Annotated in this window: 16 protein-coding genes; 6 read left to right on the top strand and 10 right to left on the bottom strand. The window is 72.2% G+C overall.

Annotated elements, in window-relative coordinates:
• Nucleotides 1-79 precede the first annotated feature (79 nt).
• The 4 genes from Q3W68_RS12470 to Q3W68_RS12485 form a co-directional block, all read right to left on the bottom strand.
• Entirely contained in the window at nucleotides 80-415 is a 336-nt protein-coding gene (locus Q3W68_RS12470) for a YrdB family protein (RefSeq protein WP_302905533.1), read from the bottom strand.
• Entirely contained in the window at nucleotides 412-981 is a 570-nt protein-coding gene (locus Q3W68_RS12475) for a TetR-like C-terminal domain-containing protein (RefSeq protein ID WP_302905534.1), read from the bottom strand. The genes Q3W68_RS12470 and Q3W68_RS12475 overlap by 4 nt, the downstream gene beginning before the upstream one ends.
• The gene (locus Q3W68_RS12480; protein ID WP_302905535.1) at nucleotides 974-1,768 is read right to left on the bottom strand and encodes an alpha/beta fold hydrolase; all 795 of its coding nucleotides are present in this window, start codon (nucleotides 1,766-1,768) and stop codon (nucleotides 974-976) included. The genes Q3W68_RS12475 and Q3W68_RS12480 overlap by 8 nt, the downstream gene beginning before the upstream one ends.
• Before the next feature lie 123 nt (nucleotides 1,769-1,891).
• Nucleotides 1,892-2,812: a proline dehydrogenase family protein gene (locus Q3W68_RS12485; RefSeq protein WP_302905536.1), complete on the bottom strand. Its 921-nt coding sequence runs from the start codon at nucleotides 2,810-2,812 to the stop codon at nucleotides 1,892-1,894.
• Nucleotides 2,813-2,931: 119 nt separating this feature from the next.
• On the opposite strand from Q3W68_RS12485, the gene Q3W68_RS12490 reads away from it, so the two are divergent.
• The 3 genes from Q3W68_RS12490 to Q3W68_RS12500 are packed head-to-tail and all read left to right on the top strand — an operon-like array spanning nucleotide 2,932 to nucleotide 4,961.
• A complete protein-coding gene (locus tag Q3W68_RS12490; protein WP_225853304.1) occupies nucleotides 2,932-3,207 on the top strand; it encodes a hypothetical protein in 276 nt (91 codons plus the stop codon).
• 1 nt (nucleotide 3,208) lies between these two features.
• On the top strand, nucleotides 3,209-4,375 hold the full coding sequence (locus Q3W68_RS12495) for a glutathionylspermidine synthase family protein (RefSeq protein WP_302905537.1): 1,167 nt from the start codon (nucleotides 3,209-3,211) through the stop codon (nucleotides 4,373-4,375).
• Nucleotides 4,376-4,394: 19 nt separating this feature from the next.
• Nucleotides 4,395-4,961: a CGNR zinc finger domain-containing protein gene (locus tag Q3W68_RS12500; RefSeq protein WP_128138504.1), complete on the top strand. Its 567-nt coding sequence runs from the start codon at nucleotides 4,395-4,397 to the stop codon at nucleotides 4,959-4,961.
• Between the two features lie 69 nt (nucleotides 4,962-5,030).
• Here Q3W68_RS12500 and Q3W68_RS12505 read toward each other — a convergent pair whose 3' ends face one another.
• Nucleotides 5,031-5,837 carry a sugar phosphate isomerase/epimerase gene (locus tag Q3W68_RS12505; protein ID WP_302905538.1) on the bottom strand — a complete coding sequence of 269 codons (807 nt, stop codon included), beginning with the start codon at nucleotides 5,835-5,837 and terminating at the stop codon, nucleotides 5,031-5,033.
• A 76-nt stretch (nucleotides 5,838-5,913) separates the two neighbouring features.
• A complete protein-coding gene (locus Q3W68_RS12510; protein ID WP_302905539.1) occupies nucleotides 5,914-6,858 on the bottom strand; it encodes a Ppx/GppA phosphatase family protein in 945 nt (314 codons plus the stop codon).
• 74 nt (nucleotides 6,859-6,932) lie between these two features.
• Here Q3W68_RS12510 and Q3W68_RS12515 point away from each other — a divergent pair, with 74 nt between their 5' ends.
• Nucleotides 6,933-7,739 (top strand): hypothetical protein, encoded by an 807-nt coding sequence (locus tag Q3W68_RS12515; RefSeq protein WP_302905540.1) that lies wholly within the window; start codon nucleotides 6,933-6,935, stop codon nucleotides 7,737-7,739.
• Between the two features lie 58 nt (nucleotides 7,740-7,797).
• Here the strand turns inward: Q3W68_RS12515 and Q3W68_RS12520 are convergent, their stop codons facing one another.
• From Q3W68_RS12520 to Q3W68_RS12530, 3 genes are all read right to left on the bottom strand, one after another.
• Nucleotides 7,798-8,376, bottom strand: a complete 579-nt coding sequence (locus Q3W68_RS12520) for a hypothetical protein (protein WP_302905541.1) — start codon at nucleotides 8,374-8,376, stop codon at nucleotides 7,798-7,800.
• Between the two features lie 967 nt (nucleotides 8,377-9,343).
• Nucleotides 9,344-10,027 carry a response regulator transcription factor gene (locus Q3W68_RS12525; protein ID WP_030272198.1) on the bottom strand — a complete coding sequence of 228 codons (684 nt, stop codon included), beginning with the start codon at nucleotides 10,025-10,027 and terminating at the stop codon, nucleotides 9,344-9,346.
• A 21-nt stretch (nucleotides 10,028-10,048) separates the two neighbouring features.
• A complete protein-coding gene (locus Q3W68_RS12530) occupies nucleotides 10,049-11,221 on the bottom strand; it encodes a cell wall metabolism sensor histidine kinase WalK (protein ID WP_302905699.1) in 1,173 nt (390 codons plus the stop codon).
• 321 nt (nucleotides 11,222-11,542) lie between these two features.
• Between Q3W68_RS12530 and phoU the strand changes: the two genes are divergently transcribed.
• The gene (phoU, locus tag Q3W68_RS12535) at nucleotides 11,543-12,187 is read left to right on the top strand and encodes a phosphate signaling complex protein PhoU (RefSeq protein WP_302905542.1); all 645 of its coding nucleotides are present in this window, start codon (nucleotides 11,543-11,545) and stop codon (nucleotides 12,185-12,187) included.
• 106 nt (nucleotides 12,188-12,293) lie between these two features.
• On the opposite strand, the gene Q3W68_RS12540 is transcribed toward phoU, so the two are convergent.
• Nucleotides 12,294-13,061 carry a phosphoglyceromutase gene (locus tag Q3W68_RS12540; protein WP_302905543.1) on the bottom strand — a complete coding sequence of 256 codons (768 nt, stop codon included), beginning with the start codon at nucleotides 13,059-13,061 and terminating at the stop codon, nucleotides 12,294-12,296.
• Nucleotides 13,062-13,212: 151 nt separating this feature from the next.
• On the opposite strand from Q3W68_RS12540, the gene Q3W68_RS12545 reads away from it, so the two are divergent.
• Entirely contained in the window at nucleotides 13,213-14,538 is a 1,326-nt protein-coding gene (locus tag Q3W68_RS12545; RefSeq protein WP_302905544.1) for an MFS transporter, read from the top strand.
• Nucleotides 14,539-14,553 lie beyond the last annotated feature (15 nt).

The raw sequence follows: 14,553 nt of genomic DNA on the forward strand, positions 1-14,553 counted from the left end.
AAGAGTCCCGCCGTGTTCCGCCTCGCCTAGATCTTGGTACGAAAGCGCCCTGATAGGGGCCGGTTCGTACCAAGATCTCTCAGACCGGGGTGCCGGTCAGCGTCAACGCCGTCTTGTCGGCTGCCCAGAGGGCCACCAGGGCCACTCCGGGGGCGGCGTGGCCGGCCAAGGTCAGCAGCACGCCGCCGGTGAGGAAGCAGGCGGCCTGGACGGCGAGCTTGGCCGGGTCGGGCAGCGTCACGGTGCCACGCGGTGAGCAGAACAGTCCCCACACCACGGCGATCACCAGCGGCGCACCGAGTCCGGCGAGCAGGCGCAGCGGCCAGCCGGCGTCGAGCGTGAAGCCCCAGTACCCGGCCGAGCCCAGCACGGCCAGCTCCAGCAGGAAGATCACGCCCAGCAGCAGCGCGGTCATCGGTCCTCCCAGGAACGGTAGGCGCGGTCCAGACCCGCAATCATCTGGTCGAAGGAGCGGTCGGTGTCGCGGGGCAGCCCGAATCCGCCCGCCGCCTCCAGCGCGACGAAGCCGTGCACGGCAGCCCGGAACATCCGGATGGCGTCTGTCGCGGCGTCGCCGTCGAGGCCGTACCCGAGCAGGATGGCCCGGACCGCGCCGACCGCGCGCTCCCCGGCGGCCAGGTGTTCGGGGTCGGCCGGGTCGGGCGCCCGCTGGGCGGCCGGGTAGCGGCCGGGGTGCTGCCGCGCGTACGCCCGGTAGGCGGCGGCGACGGCGCGCAACGCGTCGCCACCGGCCCGGCCCGCGGCGGCGGCCGTCAGCACGTCGGCGATCTCGGCGGTGGCGAGCACGGCGAGCTTCTGGTGCAGCGCGTCCACGCCCCGCACGTGCTTGTAGAGGCTCGGCAGCGCCACGCCGAGCCGCGCGGCGAGCGCCGCCAGGGTCAGCTTCTCGTAGCCGACCTCGTCGGCGAGCGCGGCGGCCTCCCGCACGACTGTGGCCGGGGTCAGGCCGGCCCTAGGCACGAGCGGTCACCGCCAGGAACTCGACCAGGTCGGCGGCTGTGGCGTCGGGCTGGTCGGCGTGCGGGTAGTGGCCGGAGTCGGCGATCATGCGCGCCTCGGCGACGGCGAACAGCCGGCGCGCGGCCCGCGCCTCGGAGCCCGGGTCGGGGAAGTCCGGGTCCTTCGTGCCCATCAGCACCAGCACCGGGCGGCGCACCTCGGGCGCCCGCGCGGTCCAGTGCGGGTCGGCCGGTGTGACCACGCCGCGCACCGCGGCCATCCGCCCGCGCAGCTTGGCGACCATCTCCTTGCGGTACGCGGCGTCGTCCGCCGGGCGCCCGCACGGGAACAGCGTGCGATGGAACAGCCCGAACAGGCGAGGGCTACGGAGTACGACGGCCTGCGCGACCCGCATCAGCGGGTTCGGCTTCGGCGTGCCGACGAACGCGCCGATCTGCACGATGCCGCTGACCAGTTCCGGCGCCTCGGCGGCGGCGAAGACGACCGCGGCGGCGCTGGACGAGCTGCCGACCAGGGTGGCCGGCTCACCGCCGAGCGCCCGCACCACGGCGAGCAGGTCGCCGCCGACGTGCTCGGGGGCGTACGTGGGCCAGTGCGGGCTGGAGTCGCCGTGCCCCCGGACGTCGATCGAGGCGACCCGGTAGCCGGCCGCGACCAGCCGGGGCGTCAGGTGCCGGAAGGCGGCCCGGTTCTCCCCCATACCGTGCGCGAGGACCACGAGCGGTCCCGATCCGTGCACCTCGTACGCGATCGTGCCGCCGTTCCGCGCCACCTGGCTAACCGTCATAGCCGTAAAGCTAAGTCCATTAGCTTTCCCGGTCAAGTCGCCGCCCGAGACGGAGACGGGCCGGCGGGACCAGGAGGTCTCCGCCGGCCCGTACCGGGACAGGTGAGGGGTGTCAGGCTCGGCTCACTTCTTCGACAGCACCGCGCGGCCGAAGAACGCCAGGTTGGCCGGGCGCTCCGCGAGCCGGCGCATCAGGTAGCCGTACCACTGGTCGCCGTAGGGGACGTACGTCCGCACCGTGTAGCCCTCGCCGATCAGGCGCTGCTGCTCCTCCGGGCGGATGCCGTAGAGCATCTGGAACTCGAACCGGCCCGGGTCCCTGTCGAACCAGCGCGCCCGGTCCTCGCCGATCGCGATCAGCCGCGGGTCGTGCGTGGCGAGCATCGGGTAGCCGTCGCCGGACATCAGCACGTTCATGCAGCGCACGTACGACTTGTCCACCTCGCGGGCGGACTGGTACGCCACCGACTCCGGCTCCTTGTACGCGCCCTTGCACAGCCGCACCCGCGACCCGGCCGAGGCCAGTTCCCGGCAGTCCGACTCGGTCCGCCGCAGGTACGCCTGGAGCACCGCGCCGGTCGACGGGTGGTCCTTGCGCAGCTTCGCCAGGATGTCCAGCGTCGAGTCGGTGGTGGTGTGGTCCTCCATGTCCAGCGTGACAGTGGTGCCCGCCGCGTCGGCCGCCGCGCAGATCGCTCGCGCGTTGTCGTACGCCAGCTGCTCGTCGAACATCTGGCCCAGCGCGGACAGCTTCACGCTGACCTCGGCGGCCGGGGTGAGCCCGGCGGCGGCCAGCCGGCTCAGCAGCGTGAGGTACTCGTCCCGGGTGGCGTTCGCCTGCTCCGGGGTGGTGGTGTCCTCGCCCAGGTAGTCGAGGGTGACCGCTTGGCCGTCGGCGACCAGCTCGCGGGTGGCGCGCAGCGCGTCGTCGGTGGCGGCGCCGGCGACGAACCGGCGGACGACGTCCCGGGTGAACGGGGCCGTCGCGACGAGCCGCTCCACCTGGGAAGACCGGGAGGCGGCGAGGATGACGGAACGGAGCATGAGCCGAGCGTAACGCTCACCACCCGGCCTCCGCCGGGTGCGTCCGAGGCCCGCTCGGAACCGCTCGCCGGCGCCGGGGCGGGCACTCCTGGCTGGCGCGGATCGGCTACAACGTTCACGTGGATCGACGACACCCCCGGCGCCGGCTCCGCTCGGCCTCCGTGCAGCTCGGCGCGCTGACCGCGCTGGCCCTCGCGCTCTCCGGCTGCAACAACGGTTACGACGACGACGATGACGACTGCGCGCTCGGACCGGCCGGCGGAGGCGGCGACACCGTAGCGGTCGCCCTGCGCGTGCCCGCGCCGGCCACCGCCGCGCGCGGCGAGCCCGCCCCGACCGCCGCGCTGCCCGAGCGCGGCGGCTTCGGCACCCACCTCGCCTCCTGCGGCGGCTGACGTGCGCCGCGAGGCGAGCACGCCGCGCCCCGACTGGGACGACACCATCCGGGCCCAGGGCCTGGTGTACGTCGACACCGAGCTGCCCGACGGCGAGATCATGTCGTACTGGGACGAGACGGCGGCGTACTCGTTCACGCTCGACGAGGTGCTCCGGCTGGAGGAGGCCACGGAGGAGCTGCACCGGATGTCGGTGGCCGCCGCCGAGCACGTGGTGGCCCGCCGCCGGTACGCCGAGTTCGGCATCCCCGAGTGGGCCGCCGAGGCGGTCGCCCGCTCGCTGCGGGAGAACCCGCCGACGCTCTACGGCCGGTTCGACCTCTGGTACGACGGCAGCGGGCCGCCGAAGATGCTGGAGTACAACGCCGACACCCCGACCGCGCTGGTCGAGGCGAGCATCGTGCAGTGGTACTGGCTGGAGCACACCCGGCCGGACGCGGACCAGTGGAACAGCCTGCACGAAAGGCTGGTCGGCGCCTGGGCCAAGATCGGCGCCGGGCTGCACGAGCCGCGGGCGCACGTGCTCTGGTCCTCCGAGGAGGAGTCGGGCGAGGACCAGATCACCGCCGGTTATCTGGCCGAGACGGCCCGCCAGGCCGGGCTGGATGTGACGCTCATGCCGATCCAGCGGGTCGGCTGGGACGGGCGGCGCTTCGTCGACGCCGACGACCGGCCGATCACCACCTGCTTCAAGCTCTACCCCTGGGAGTGGATGCTGGCCGAGCCGTACGGGCGGCCGGCGCTCGACCCGGGCACGCCCACCACCTGGATCGAACCGGCCTGGAAGCTGCTGCTGTCGAACAAGGCGCTGCTGGCGGTGCTCTGGGAGATGTACCCGGGGCACGACTACCTGCTGCCCGCGTACCTGGACTCGCCGCGCGGCATGACCGAGTACGTGGCCAAGCCGCTGCTCGGCCGCGAGGGCGGCTCGGTACGCATCGTGACCGGCGACACGGAGATCACCAACCCGGGGATCTACGGCGACGAGGGCTTCTGCTTCCAGGAGTTCCGCGCGTTGCCCGAGTTCGAGGGCAACCGGACGGTGCTCGGGAGCTGGATCGTGGACGGCGAGTCGGCTGGCGCGGGCGTACGCGAGAGCGAGAGCCTCATCACTGACGGTTACGCGCGGTTTCTGCCCCACTACATCGACGCACCGCGTGCGCTCTGAGTCGTCTACCGTTGGTGTCGTGAACTTCGACGCGTACGCCCGGACCGGGGTCGAGCTCGTCAACGCCCGGCTGGACGACCTCGACGGCCTGCGGGCCCTCTTCCCGGACGAGAACGCCTGGATGCGCGACGAGGTCGCGGAACGGGACCTGGCGATCTTCCGGCGGGCGCAGAAGCGTCTCCGGGACGTCTTCGAGTACGGCACCTCGGGCCGGGACAACGAGGCGGTGGCCGAGCTGAACGCGCTCCTCGAAGCGTTCCCGGTGCAGCCCCGCATCTCGGGCCACGACTCCTCCGACTGGCACATGCACGTGACCAGCCGGGGCGCGTCGGTCTCCTCCGAATACCTGGCCGGCGCGGTGTGGGGCCTGTCGGTGTGGCTCTGCGAGTACGGCAGCGCCCGCTTCGGGGTCTGCGCCGACGACCGCTGCGGCAACGTCTACCTGGACACCTCGTCCAACTGCTGCCGCCGGTTCTGCTCCGAGCGCTGCGCCACCCGCTCCCACGTGGCCGCGCACCGGGCCCGCAAGCGCGCAGCGGTCGGCGAGCAGGCCGTCCCGGCGCAGCCGCTGTCCCCGGTGAGCTGACCTCCGGCGCTCCGGCCGCCGCCCGTGCGCGAGCGGCCGGTGCCGCTCGGCCGGGGAGGGCTCGGTCGGTCAGGCGTCGACCGGGGAGGGCGCGGTCAGGTTGGCCCGGGCGAACTCCAGCGACTCCCGCAGGTCCGCCTCGCGGACCGAGCGGCTCTTCGCGCCCCGGGTGGTCACCTCCACCGCCACCGAGCCGGTGAAGCCCCGACCGGCCAGCGAGCGGAGCATCTCCGCGCAGGGCTGACCGCCGCGACCTGGCACCAGGTGCTCGTCGCGGCCCTCGCCGGTGCCGTCACCCAGGTGCACGTGCGCCAGCCCGGAACCCATCCGGTCGGCCATCGCCATCGCGTCGGTGTGCGAGGCCGCGCAGTGCGACAGGTCCAGCGTGTACGAGGCGTACCCGATCTCGGTCGGATCCCAGCCCGGGGCGTACGGGACGAACTGCCGCCCGGCCATCCGCACCGGGTACATGTTCTCCACCCCGAAGTGCAGGCCGCCGAACTGCCCCGCGATGGCGTCGAGCCCGTCGGCGAAGTTGCGCGCGTAGTCACGCTGCCAGGTGAACGGCGGGTGCACCACGACAGTCGGCGCCTCCAGCGTCTCGGCCAGCTCGGCGGCCCTGCGCAGCCGCTCCCACGGGTCGGGGCTCCACACCCGCTGGGTGACGAGCAGGCAGGGGGCGTGCACCGACAGCACCGGGACGCCGTAGTGCTCGGCGAGGCCGCGCAGCGCGCCCGCGTCCTGGCTGACCGGGTCGGTCCAGACCATCACCTCGATGCCGTCGTAGCCGAGTTCGGCGGCGAGCTGGAACGCCGCCGCGGTCCGTTCGGGAAAGACCGAGGACGTGGACAGGAGCACCGGAACGCGGTAGGTCACGCCTTCGAGGGTAGCCCCCAACCGCCAGCGAGCATCGGGACGAGCAACCGCAAAGCAACCCAGAGCGCTCGTACGGTCACATCGGCGCGAGCTGATCCAGCCGGCGCAGGATGACGCCCTCCCGCAACGCCCACGGGCAGATGTCCACGCAGTCCACGTCGAGGCGGCGCATCACCGCCTCGGCCACCACCGCGCCCGCGAGGAGCTGGTGCGCCCGCTGCGCGCTCACCCCCTCCAACCCGGGCAACTGGGCCGGCGGGATGTGCCGGATGAACCCGAGCACCTGCCGCAGGCCGGTACGGGTCAGGCTGCGGCGCGCCCACAGCCCCGCACCGGAGGGCGCGGCACCCGCCAGCCGGGCCAGCATGCGGAACGTCTTCGAGGTGGCGACCGGACGCTCCCAGCCCACCGCCGTCAACTGCTCCACCACCGGATCGAGCTGCGCGTCCACGTACGCCCGCAGTTCCTCCACGGCCTCCGCCGACGGCGGCGCCGTGCCGGCCGGATCCACGGCGAGCCGCTCCCGGCTGAGCCGCCCCGCGCCGAGCGGCAGCGAGATCGCCACGTCCGGGTGCTCGTCGATGCCGGCGGCCAGTTCCAGCGAGCCGCCGCCGATGTCCATCGCCAGCAGCCGGCCGGCCGACCAGCCGAACCACCGCCGCACCGCCAGGAACGTCATCCGCGCCTCGTCCGCGCCGGAGAGCACCTCCAGGCGTACGCCCGTCTCGTCGCGGACGCGGGCCAGCACGTCGGCGGCGTTGGTGGCGTCGCGGACCGCGCTCGTGGCGAACGCCAGCAGATCCTCGGCACCCAGCCCGTCAGCGGCCGCCCGGGCCATGCCGACCGCCTTTACCAGGCCGTCCGCGCCGCCGTCGGTGAGCGCGCCGTCCGGACCGATCTGCTCGGCGAGCCGCAGCACCACCTTCTCCGAGTGCGCCGGCCAGGGATGCGCGCCGTGGTGGGCATCGACCACCAGCAGGTGCACCGTGTTGGAACCGACGTCGAGGACACCCAGTCGCATGGGAGAAACCCTAGGGCCAACACGTTTCGTCGGCTCGACGGCCGGGCGGGGTCACCGCGCGTACGCTGGTCCGAGTGACAGGGCAGATCGAGCTTCACGTGCTGGTGGACGACCCCGAGGACCCGCGCAGCCGCGAGGTCGGGCTGGACTTCCCACGGGAGTGGATCGAGTTCGTCGACCCGGCCGACGCGAAGCACGTCGTCCGCGCCGACCTCACCTGGTTGCTGTCCCGCTGGACGTGCATCTTCGGCCGGGGCTGCCACGGCATCATCGCCGGGCGCGCCGCCGACGGGTGCTGCTCGCACGGCGCGTTCTTCACCGACTCCGACGACGAGAAGCGCGTCCGGGCCGCGGTGAAGCGGCTGACGCCGGAGACGTGGCAGCACTTCCGGCGCGGGTTCAAGAACTGGACCGAGAACGACACCGTCGACGGCAAGACGCCGGCCCGGCGTACCGCCACCCGCGACGTGGACGCCCCGTGCGTGTTCCTCAACGACGCCGACTTCCCCGGCGGGGGCGGCTGCGCGCTGCACGCCCAGGCGCTGCGCGACGGGGTGCACCCGCTGGAGTACAAGCCGGACGTCTGCTGGCAACTGCCGGTACGCCGCGACCAGGAATGGCACAAGCGGCCCGACAACACGAAGGTGCTGATCTCCACGCTCGCCGAGTTCGACAGGCGCGGCTGGGGCGCCGGCGGGCACGACCTCGACTGGTGGTGCACGTCCTCCACCGACGCGCACGTCGGCGCCGAGCCGATGTACGTCTCGTACGGGCCGGAACTGACCGCGCTGATCGGCGCGCCCGCGTACGCGAAGCTGGCCGAACTCTGCGCCGCCCGGCAGCGCCAGGGTCAGGTCGCCCCGCACCCGGCAAGCGAGTGAAGGCCGGCACCCCGGGTTCGGGGTGCCGGCCTTTCGCTGTGTGTCTTGCTTGTTCGTCTTAGCTGTTCCAGTGCTCGGCGACCAGGTCGGCGGCCTGCTGCTCCCACTGGGCGTAGTGGTCGGGGTAGGCGGAGACCTGGACGGTCTGGGCGGCCTTGGTCAGGGGCATGTCCTGCCAGCCGTCGACCTGCTTGAGGCCGGTGAGGAACGCGGTGGTGGAGTACTCGGGGTCGGTGATCTGCTCGACCGTGCCCCAGCCGCTGGAGGGGCGCTGCTGGAACAGGCCCTGCGAGTCGTGGTCGTTGCGGTCACCGAGGTGGCCGAGGTTCTCCAGCTTCGACTCCTGCAACGCCGTCGCGATCGACACGACCGCGGCGCGTTCGTCCATGCCGGCCTTCTTCGTCGCCGCGATGATCGCCTTCACATTCGCGACCTGCTCGTCGTTCAGCTCGATCCGCGACTGCTCGCCCTGCACACCGTGCGGGATCAGCTTGTCACCCTGCACGCTCACCGCCACCGGCTTCGCGTGCGTGGTGGTGGTGTCCGCCGCGTGAGCGGCCACAGGACCGGCGAACACGCCACCGGTGAAGGCCAGACCAGCAACACCCAGGATGCTCTTCCGCAGGATCGTGTTCATCAGAATTGCTCCATTCGGGGGTCGACGCACCCGGGGGACGGGATGCGCGGGCACCGTCAGGCGCTCAAAAAGTCTCAGGGGGGTTCCGGGTCGCTCGCGGGGCAAGGGGGTGCCTCGTCGCGGCGCCGGAAGCATGTCCAACGACCCACCACCCGGCATCATTCCCGGGGGCGCTGCACGCCACCGGAGGGCGGCGCGGGGGGTTCACGTCGTCGGAACCGTGTGCAACGACCAGCCGGCCGGGATGATTCCCCACGGGCTCACGTCGCCAGAACCGTACTCAACGACCAGCGAACCGGGGCTGTTCCCGCAGGCAGACGGCCGCTTGTTTCGGGGCGCGGCCGATGCTCGGTCGTTCACCCGGTTACAACGCCACCCACCCCCCAAGCGATTCCACCGTCAGAGTGCCACCCACCACCCCCGAACCGGACACCCCGACCCGACACCCCATCACCCCCGGGCGCCACCACCCCCACCCGGACACCCCCACAGGACACACCCGGCGCGCACAGAGACCCCTCACCGAACCCACCCGGACACCTGCGCTCCACGCCCTCGTGATCAAGGAGTTAGCGCCAACTTCCGGCGCCGACCAGGACACAAACTCCTTGATCACCCCGAAGCACCCTCCCCAGCCCTCCGGAGGGTCGATCATGAGGTTGGCGGCGACAAACCGGACACTCGGTACCGCCAAGTTCATGATCACCACGACCCAGGCAAGGCCGGGCCAGGCGGGCGCGACGCCGCCGGCCCGCACCGCCGATCTTGCAGTTCGGGCCCTTGATGTGTCCCATTCGCGGCGGTTTGCGGGGTACCAAAGTGCAAGATCGGTGAGCGAGGACGGGAGCCCGGGGCGGCTCTCGTCCGAAGCCTCGGGTGAGGGCGTCGGAGTTGTGGCACCTCACGAGAGGTGCCGAATCGGGCACCACAACTCCAGGAGGGCGGGGCGGCCTCGGGCGGGAGGGGATCAGGGCTCGAACTTGTAGCCCAGGCCTCGCACCGTGACGATGTAGCGCGGCGCGGAGGGCTCCGGCTCGATCTTGGAGCGCAGCCGCTTCACGTGCACGTCCAGCGTCTTGGTGTCGCCCACGTAGTCGGCGCCCCAGACCCGGTCGATCAGCTGGCCCCGGGTGAGCACCCGCCCGGCGTTGCGGAGCAGCAGCTCCAACAGCTCGAACTCCTTCAGCGGAAGCTGCACCCCGGCGCCGCCGACTGTCACCACGTGCCGTTCGATGTCCATCCGGACCGGGCCGGCGGCGAGCGTCGGCGCGCCCGTCTCGTTCGACTCGGCGCTCTGCCGCCGCAGCACCGCCCGGATGCGGGCGACCAGCTCACGCGGCGAGTACGGCTTGGTCACGTAGTCGTCGGCGCCGATCTCCAGGCCGACCACCTTGTCGATCTCGCTGTCCCGCGCGGTGACCATGATGATCGGCACGTGCGAGCGCTGGCGGAGCTGCCGGCAGACCTCGGTGCCGGACATCTCCGGCAGCATCAGGTCGAGCAGCACGATGTCGGCGCCGGTCCGGTCGAACTCGGTGAGGGCGGCGGGGCCCGTCGCGGCGACGGAGACCTCGAACCCCTCCTTGCGGAGCATGTAGGACAGGGCGTCGGAGAACGATTCCTCGTCCTCGACCACCAGTACGCGGCTCAACGGGTGTTTCCTTTCCTGTGGTCAGACCTGCCGGAGCTCGGCCGGGCCGGCCTCGATCCCAGCGGAGGCGAGTGTCGTCTCCAGGTCGTCCGGGGGGCGTGCGGGCAGCCGGAGGGTGAACGTCGACCCCCCACCAAGGGTGCTCGACACTTCCACCCGGCCGCCATGGTTGCTGGCGATGTGCTTGACGATGGCCAGGCCCAGGCCGGTGCCGCCGGTCGCGCGGGAGCGGGCCTGGTCGGCCCGGTAGAACCGCTCGAAGATCCGGTCGACCTCGTTCGGGGCGATGCCGATGCCCTGGTCGGCCACGGCGATCTCGACGTGTTCCTCGGTGCCGGTGACCGTCACCCGGACCGTGGTGTCCTCGCCGGAGTAGGTGATCGCGTTCTCCACCAGGTTCGCCACCGCTGTGGCGAGTTGGCTGTCGCTGCCGTACACGGTGAGGCCCCGCTGCCCGCCGACGGCGATCTCCACCCGGCGGGCGGTGGCGGCGGTGCGGGTCCGGTCGACGACCTCGGCGAGCACCCAGTCCACCGAGACCGGCTCGGGGGCGGGCTGCGGTTCGGCGCCCTGGAGGCGGGTCAGTTCCAGCAGTTCCTGCACCAGGCGGCCGAGCCGGGTCGACTCGTGCTGGATCCGTTCGGCGAACCGCCGCGCGGCGACCAGGTCCTCGGACAGGTCGGGCGCGCCGCCGGCGGCCGGTTCGGTGGCGTCGACGAGCGCCTCGGCGAGCAGTTGCAGCGCGCCGATCGGCGTCTTCAGCTCGTGGCTGACGTTCGCGACGAAGTCCCGCCGTACCCGCGCGAGACGGTGCGACTCGGTGACGTCGACCGCCTCGATCGAGATGTAACCGGAGCCCAGTCCCATCGCCCGCAGGTGCACGCCGAGCGGGTTGTCCCCGCCGCCGTCGCGGCCCCGGGGCAGGTCCAGCTCTATCTCGCGCCGCACGCCCGTGCGGCGGACCTGCCCGGCGAGGGTACGGATCAACGGGTGCGCCGCGATCGACCCCGGCGTCGCCCCGGTACGGAGCAGACCCATCGCCCGGGCGGCGGGGTTCACCAGCACCGGCACGTCGTCCGGGCCGAGCACCACCACACCTGCGCGCAGCGAGTCGATCGTCTTGCGGCCGAGCCCGGATAGGCCCCCCTGCTGGTCGTCCGGAATCGTCGTCCTCCCTGCGTCACGACGGAGGATCCCGCCGCCCCGCGACGCCCGGCGGCGCCGCCATTCGTCAACGGGTCCGGACAGCAGCGCCCCGGCGACCAGTCCGGTCACCAGCGCTCCGGCCACCACTACGGCCACCGCCCATTCCACCCGGCGATCGTAGGGTCATTGTTAACCCGGGGATCGGGCACAAAGGGACGAACCACTCTCGCTTTCGGCAAAGTTCACCTGCGGGCCCCGCGTCGTTCATCCGCGTTCACCCTGGTGCCGACCGTTCGGCCTAGCGTGGGGCGCGCACCTGCTCCTGCCGTACCCCGTGGGGGTGGCGGCCACCGACCCCAGGAAGTGACGATGCGCGACGAGTTCCGGGCCGACCTGCAGATTGTCAGCCAGCTGCTGGTGGACATGGCCGAGGCGGTACGCGCGGCCATGCGGCAGGCCACCAAGGCGCTGCTCACCGCCGACCGGACGGCCGCCGAGACGGTGATCGCGCGGGACGCCGAGATCGACGACCTCTACCGGCACGTGGAGGAGCGGGTCTGTGACCTGCTGGCCCGGCAGGCGCCGGTGGCCTCCGACCTGCGGGCGATGATCACCGCGTTGCACGTGGCAGCCGATCTGGAGCGGATGGGCGACCTGGCCGACCACGTGGCGAAGACGGCGCTGCGCCGGCACCCGTCCCCGGCGGTGCCGGCGGAGCTGCGGCCGGTCTTCACCGACATGGCCGGGATCGCCGACCGGATGGCGGAGAAGATCGGCTCGGTGCTGGCCGAGCCGGACGCCGACGTGGCCGCCGAGCTGGACGGCGACGACGACGCGATGGACGACCTGCACAAGAGCCTGTTCGGCGTGCTGCTCGGCGACGACTGGCCGTACGGGGTGGAGACGGCGATCGACGCGACGCTGCTGGGCCGCTTCTACGAGCGTTTCGCCGACCACGCGGTGAACGCGGGCGAGCACGTGGTCTACCTGATCACCGGTTCGACGTCCAACTGACCCCCGCCCGCGTGTAAGGAAGGGCCCCTCCTTAACAGTCAGCGTTAAGAAGGGGCCCTTCCTCTACCGCAGACGTTAATAAGGGGCCCTTCCTTACACCCCAAGCTCAGCGGCCCTGGTTGGCGACCGCGGCGGCGGCGGCCTTGGCCGCCTCCGGGTCCAGGTAGGTCCCGCCGAGCACGTGCGGACGCAGTTCGGCGTCCAGGTCGTAGCGCAGCGGGATGCCGGTGGGGATGTTCAGCTTGGCGATCGCGTCGTCGGAGATCTGGTCGAGGTGCTTGACCAGGGCGCGCAGCGAGTTGCCGTGTGCGGCCACGAGCACCGTCCGGCCGGCCAGGATGTCCGGCACGATCGAGTCGTACCAGTAGGGCAGCATCCGGTCGACGACGTCCTTCAGGCACTCGGTGCGCGGCATCAGCTCGGTCGGCAGCAGCGCGTACCGGGGGTCGCCGACCTGCGACCACTCGTCCGCGTCGTCGATCGGCGGCGGCGGCGTGTCGTACGAGCGGCGCCAGAGCATGAACTGCTCCTCGCCGTACTCGTCGAGGGTCTGCTTCTTGTTCTTGCCCTGCAGGGCGCCGTAGTGGCGCTCGTTGAGCCGCCAGGACCGGCGCACCGCGATCCAGTGCCGGTCGGCGGCGTTCAGCGCCAGCTCGGCGGTGCGGATCGCCCGGCGCAGCAGGCTCGTGTGCACCACGTCCGGCAGCAGGTCGTGCTCGCGCAGCAGTTCGCCGCCGCGCCGCGCCTCGGTCTCCCCCTTGGCGGTCAGGTCGACGTCGACCCAGCCGGTGAAGAGGTTCTTGGCGTTCCAGTCGCTCTCGCCGTGCCGCAGCAGGACCAGCGTCCCGACGGTGGGCCCCTCGCTCGCAGTCATGCCGATCATCCTGCCGTACCGGCCGGGCGGACACGCGGCGACCTGTGGTGACGACCACCACGTGGAAATCCTGATGACCACGGCTCCGGCCCGCCACTAGGTTGTAAGGCGTTCTGATCAGGTCGGTCATTACCAAGCGGGGGGCGTCAGGATGCGGACGGTACGGGGCTGGTTCCAGGACACGGCGGGTGGCCTGCCACGGACGTTCTGGTACCTCTGGGCCGGCACGCTGATCAACCGGCTCGGCTCCTTCGTCCTGATCTTCCTGGCCATCTACCTGACGCAGGAACGCGGCTTCTCCGCCTCCCAGGCCGGCCTGGTGATCGGTCTCTGGGGCGCCGGCGGCGCGGTCGGCACCACCATCGGCGGCACCCTGACCGACCGCTGGGGACGGCGGCCCACGCTGCTCGCCGCGCACGTCGGCGCGGCGGGCATGATGATCGCGCTGGGCCTCGCCCGTCCGCTCTGGGCGGTCGCCGTGGGCGCGCTGCTGCTCGGCGCGTTCGCCGAGGCGGCCCGCCCCGCGTTCGGCGCGATGATGGTCGACGTGGTGCCGGACAAGGACCGGCTGCGCGCCTTCTCGCTCAACTACTGGGCCATCAACCTCGGCTTCGCCTGCGCCGCGGTGCTCGCCGGCTTCGCCGCCCAGGGCAGCTACCTGCTGCTGTTCCTGGTGAACGCGACCACCACGCTGGTGACCGCGCTGATCATCTTCACCAAGGTCGGCGAGACCCGCGGCCCGGTCACCGCGCTCCCGGTCAAGGGGATGCCGGCGCCGGCCGGTGTGCTGCGCACCATCCTCGCCGACCGGGTGTTCCTCGGCTTCGTCGCGCTCAACCTGCTCGCCGCGCTGGTGTTCCTCCAGCACATCTCGATGCTGCCGATCGCCATGGGCGACTCCGGGCTCAGCCCGGCCACGTACGGCTCGGTGATCGCACTGAACGGCGTGCTCATCGTGGTCGGCCAGTTGTTCGTGCCCCGCCTCATCAAGGGCCGCAGCCGCTCCCACGTGCTCGCACTCGCGTCGCTGGTGATGGGCGCCGGGTTCGGGCTCACCGCGCTCGCCGACACGGTCTGGCTCTACGGCCTGACCGTGCTGATCTGGACCCTCGGCGAGATGCTCAACTCGCCGTCGAACGCCACCCTGATCGCGGAGCTTTCGCCGGCCGCGCTGCGGGGCCGCTACCAGGGCGTCTTCTCGCTGTCCTGGCAGCTCGCCGGCGCCGCCGCGCCGATCCTCGGCGGCCTGGTCCGGGAGAACGCCGGCAACAGCGCGCTCTGGCTCGGCTGTGCGGGCATCGGCGTCGTGGCGGCGGTCGCCCACCTGATCTCCGGCCCGGCCCGGGAGCGCCGCGCGGTGGCGTTGCGCGCCGTGGGCACGCCCGTCGCGCCGGTCACCGTCACCGCCTCCCCGGCGCCCGAGGCGGGCGAGGCCGCGGCCACCGCACCCGCCGCCCCGGTCCGGTCCGGTTCCTGAGTACGCCCCGGCGCG

This window comes from Micromonospora sp. C28ISP2-4 (genome assembly GCF_030519385.1).
Lineage (GTDB): Bacteria > Actinomycetota > Actinomycetes > Mycobacteriales > Micromonosporaceae > Micromonospora > Micromonospora tulbaghiae.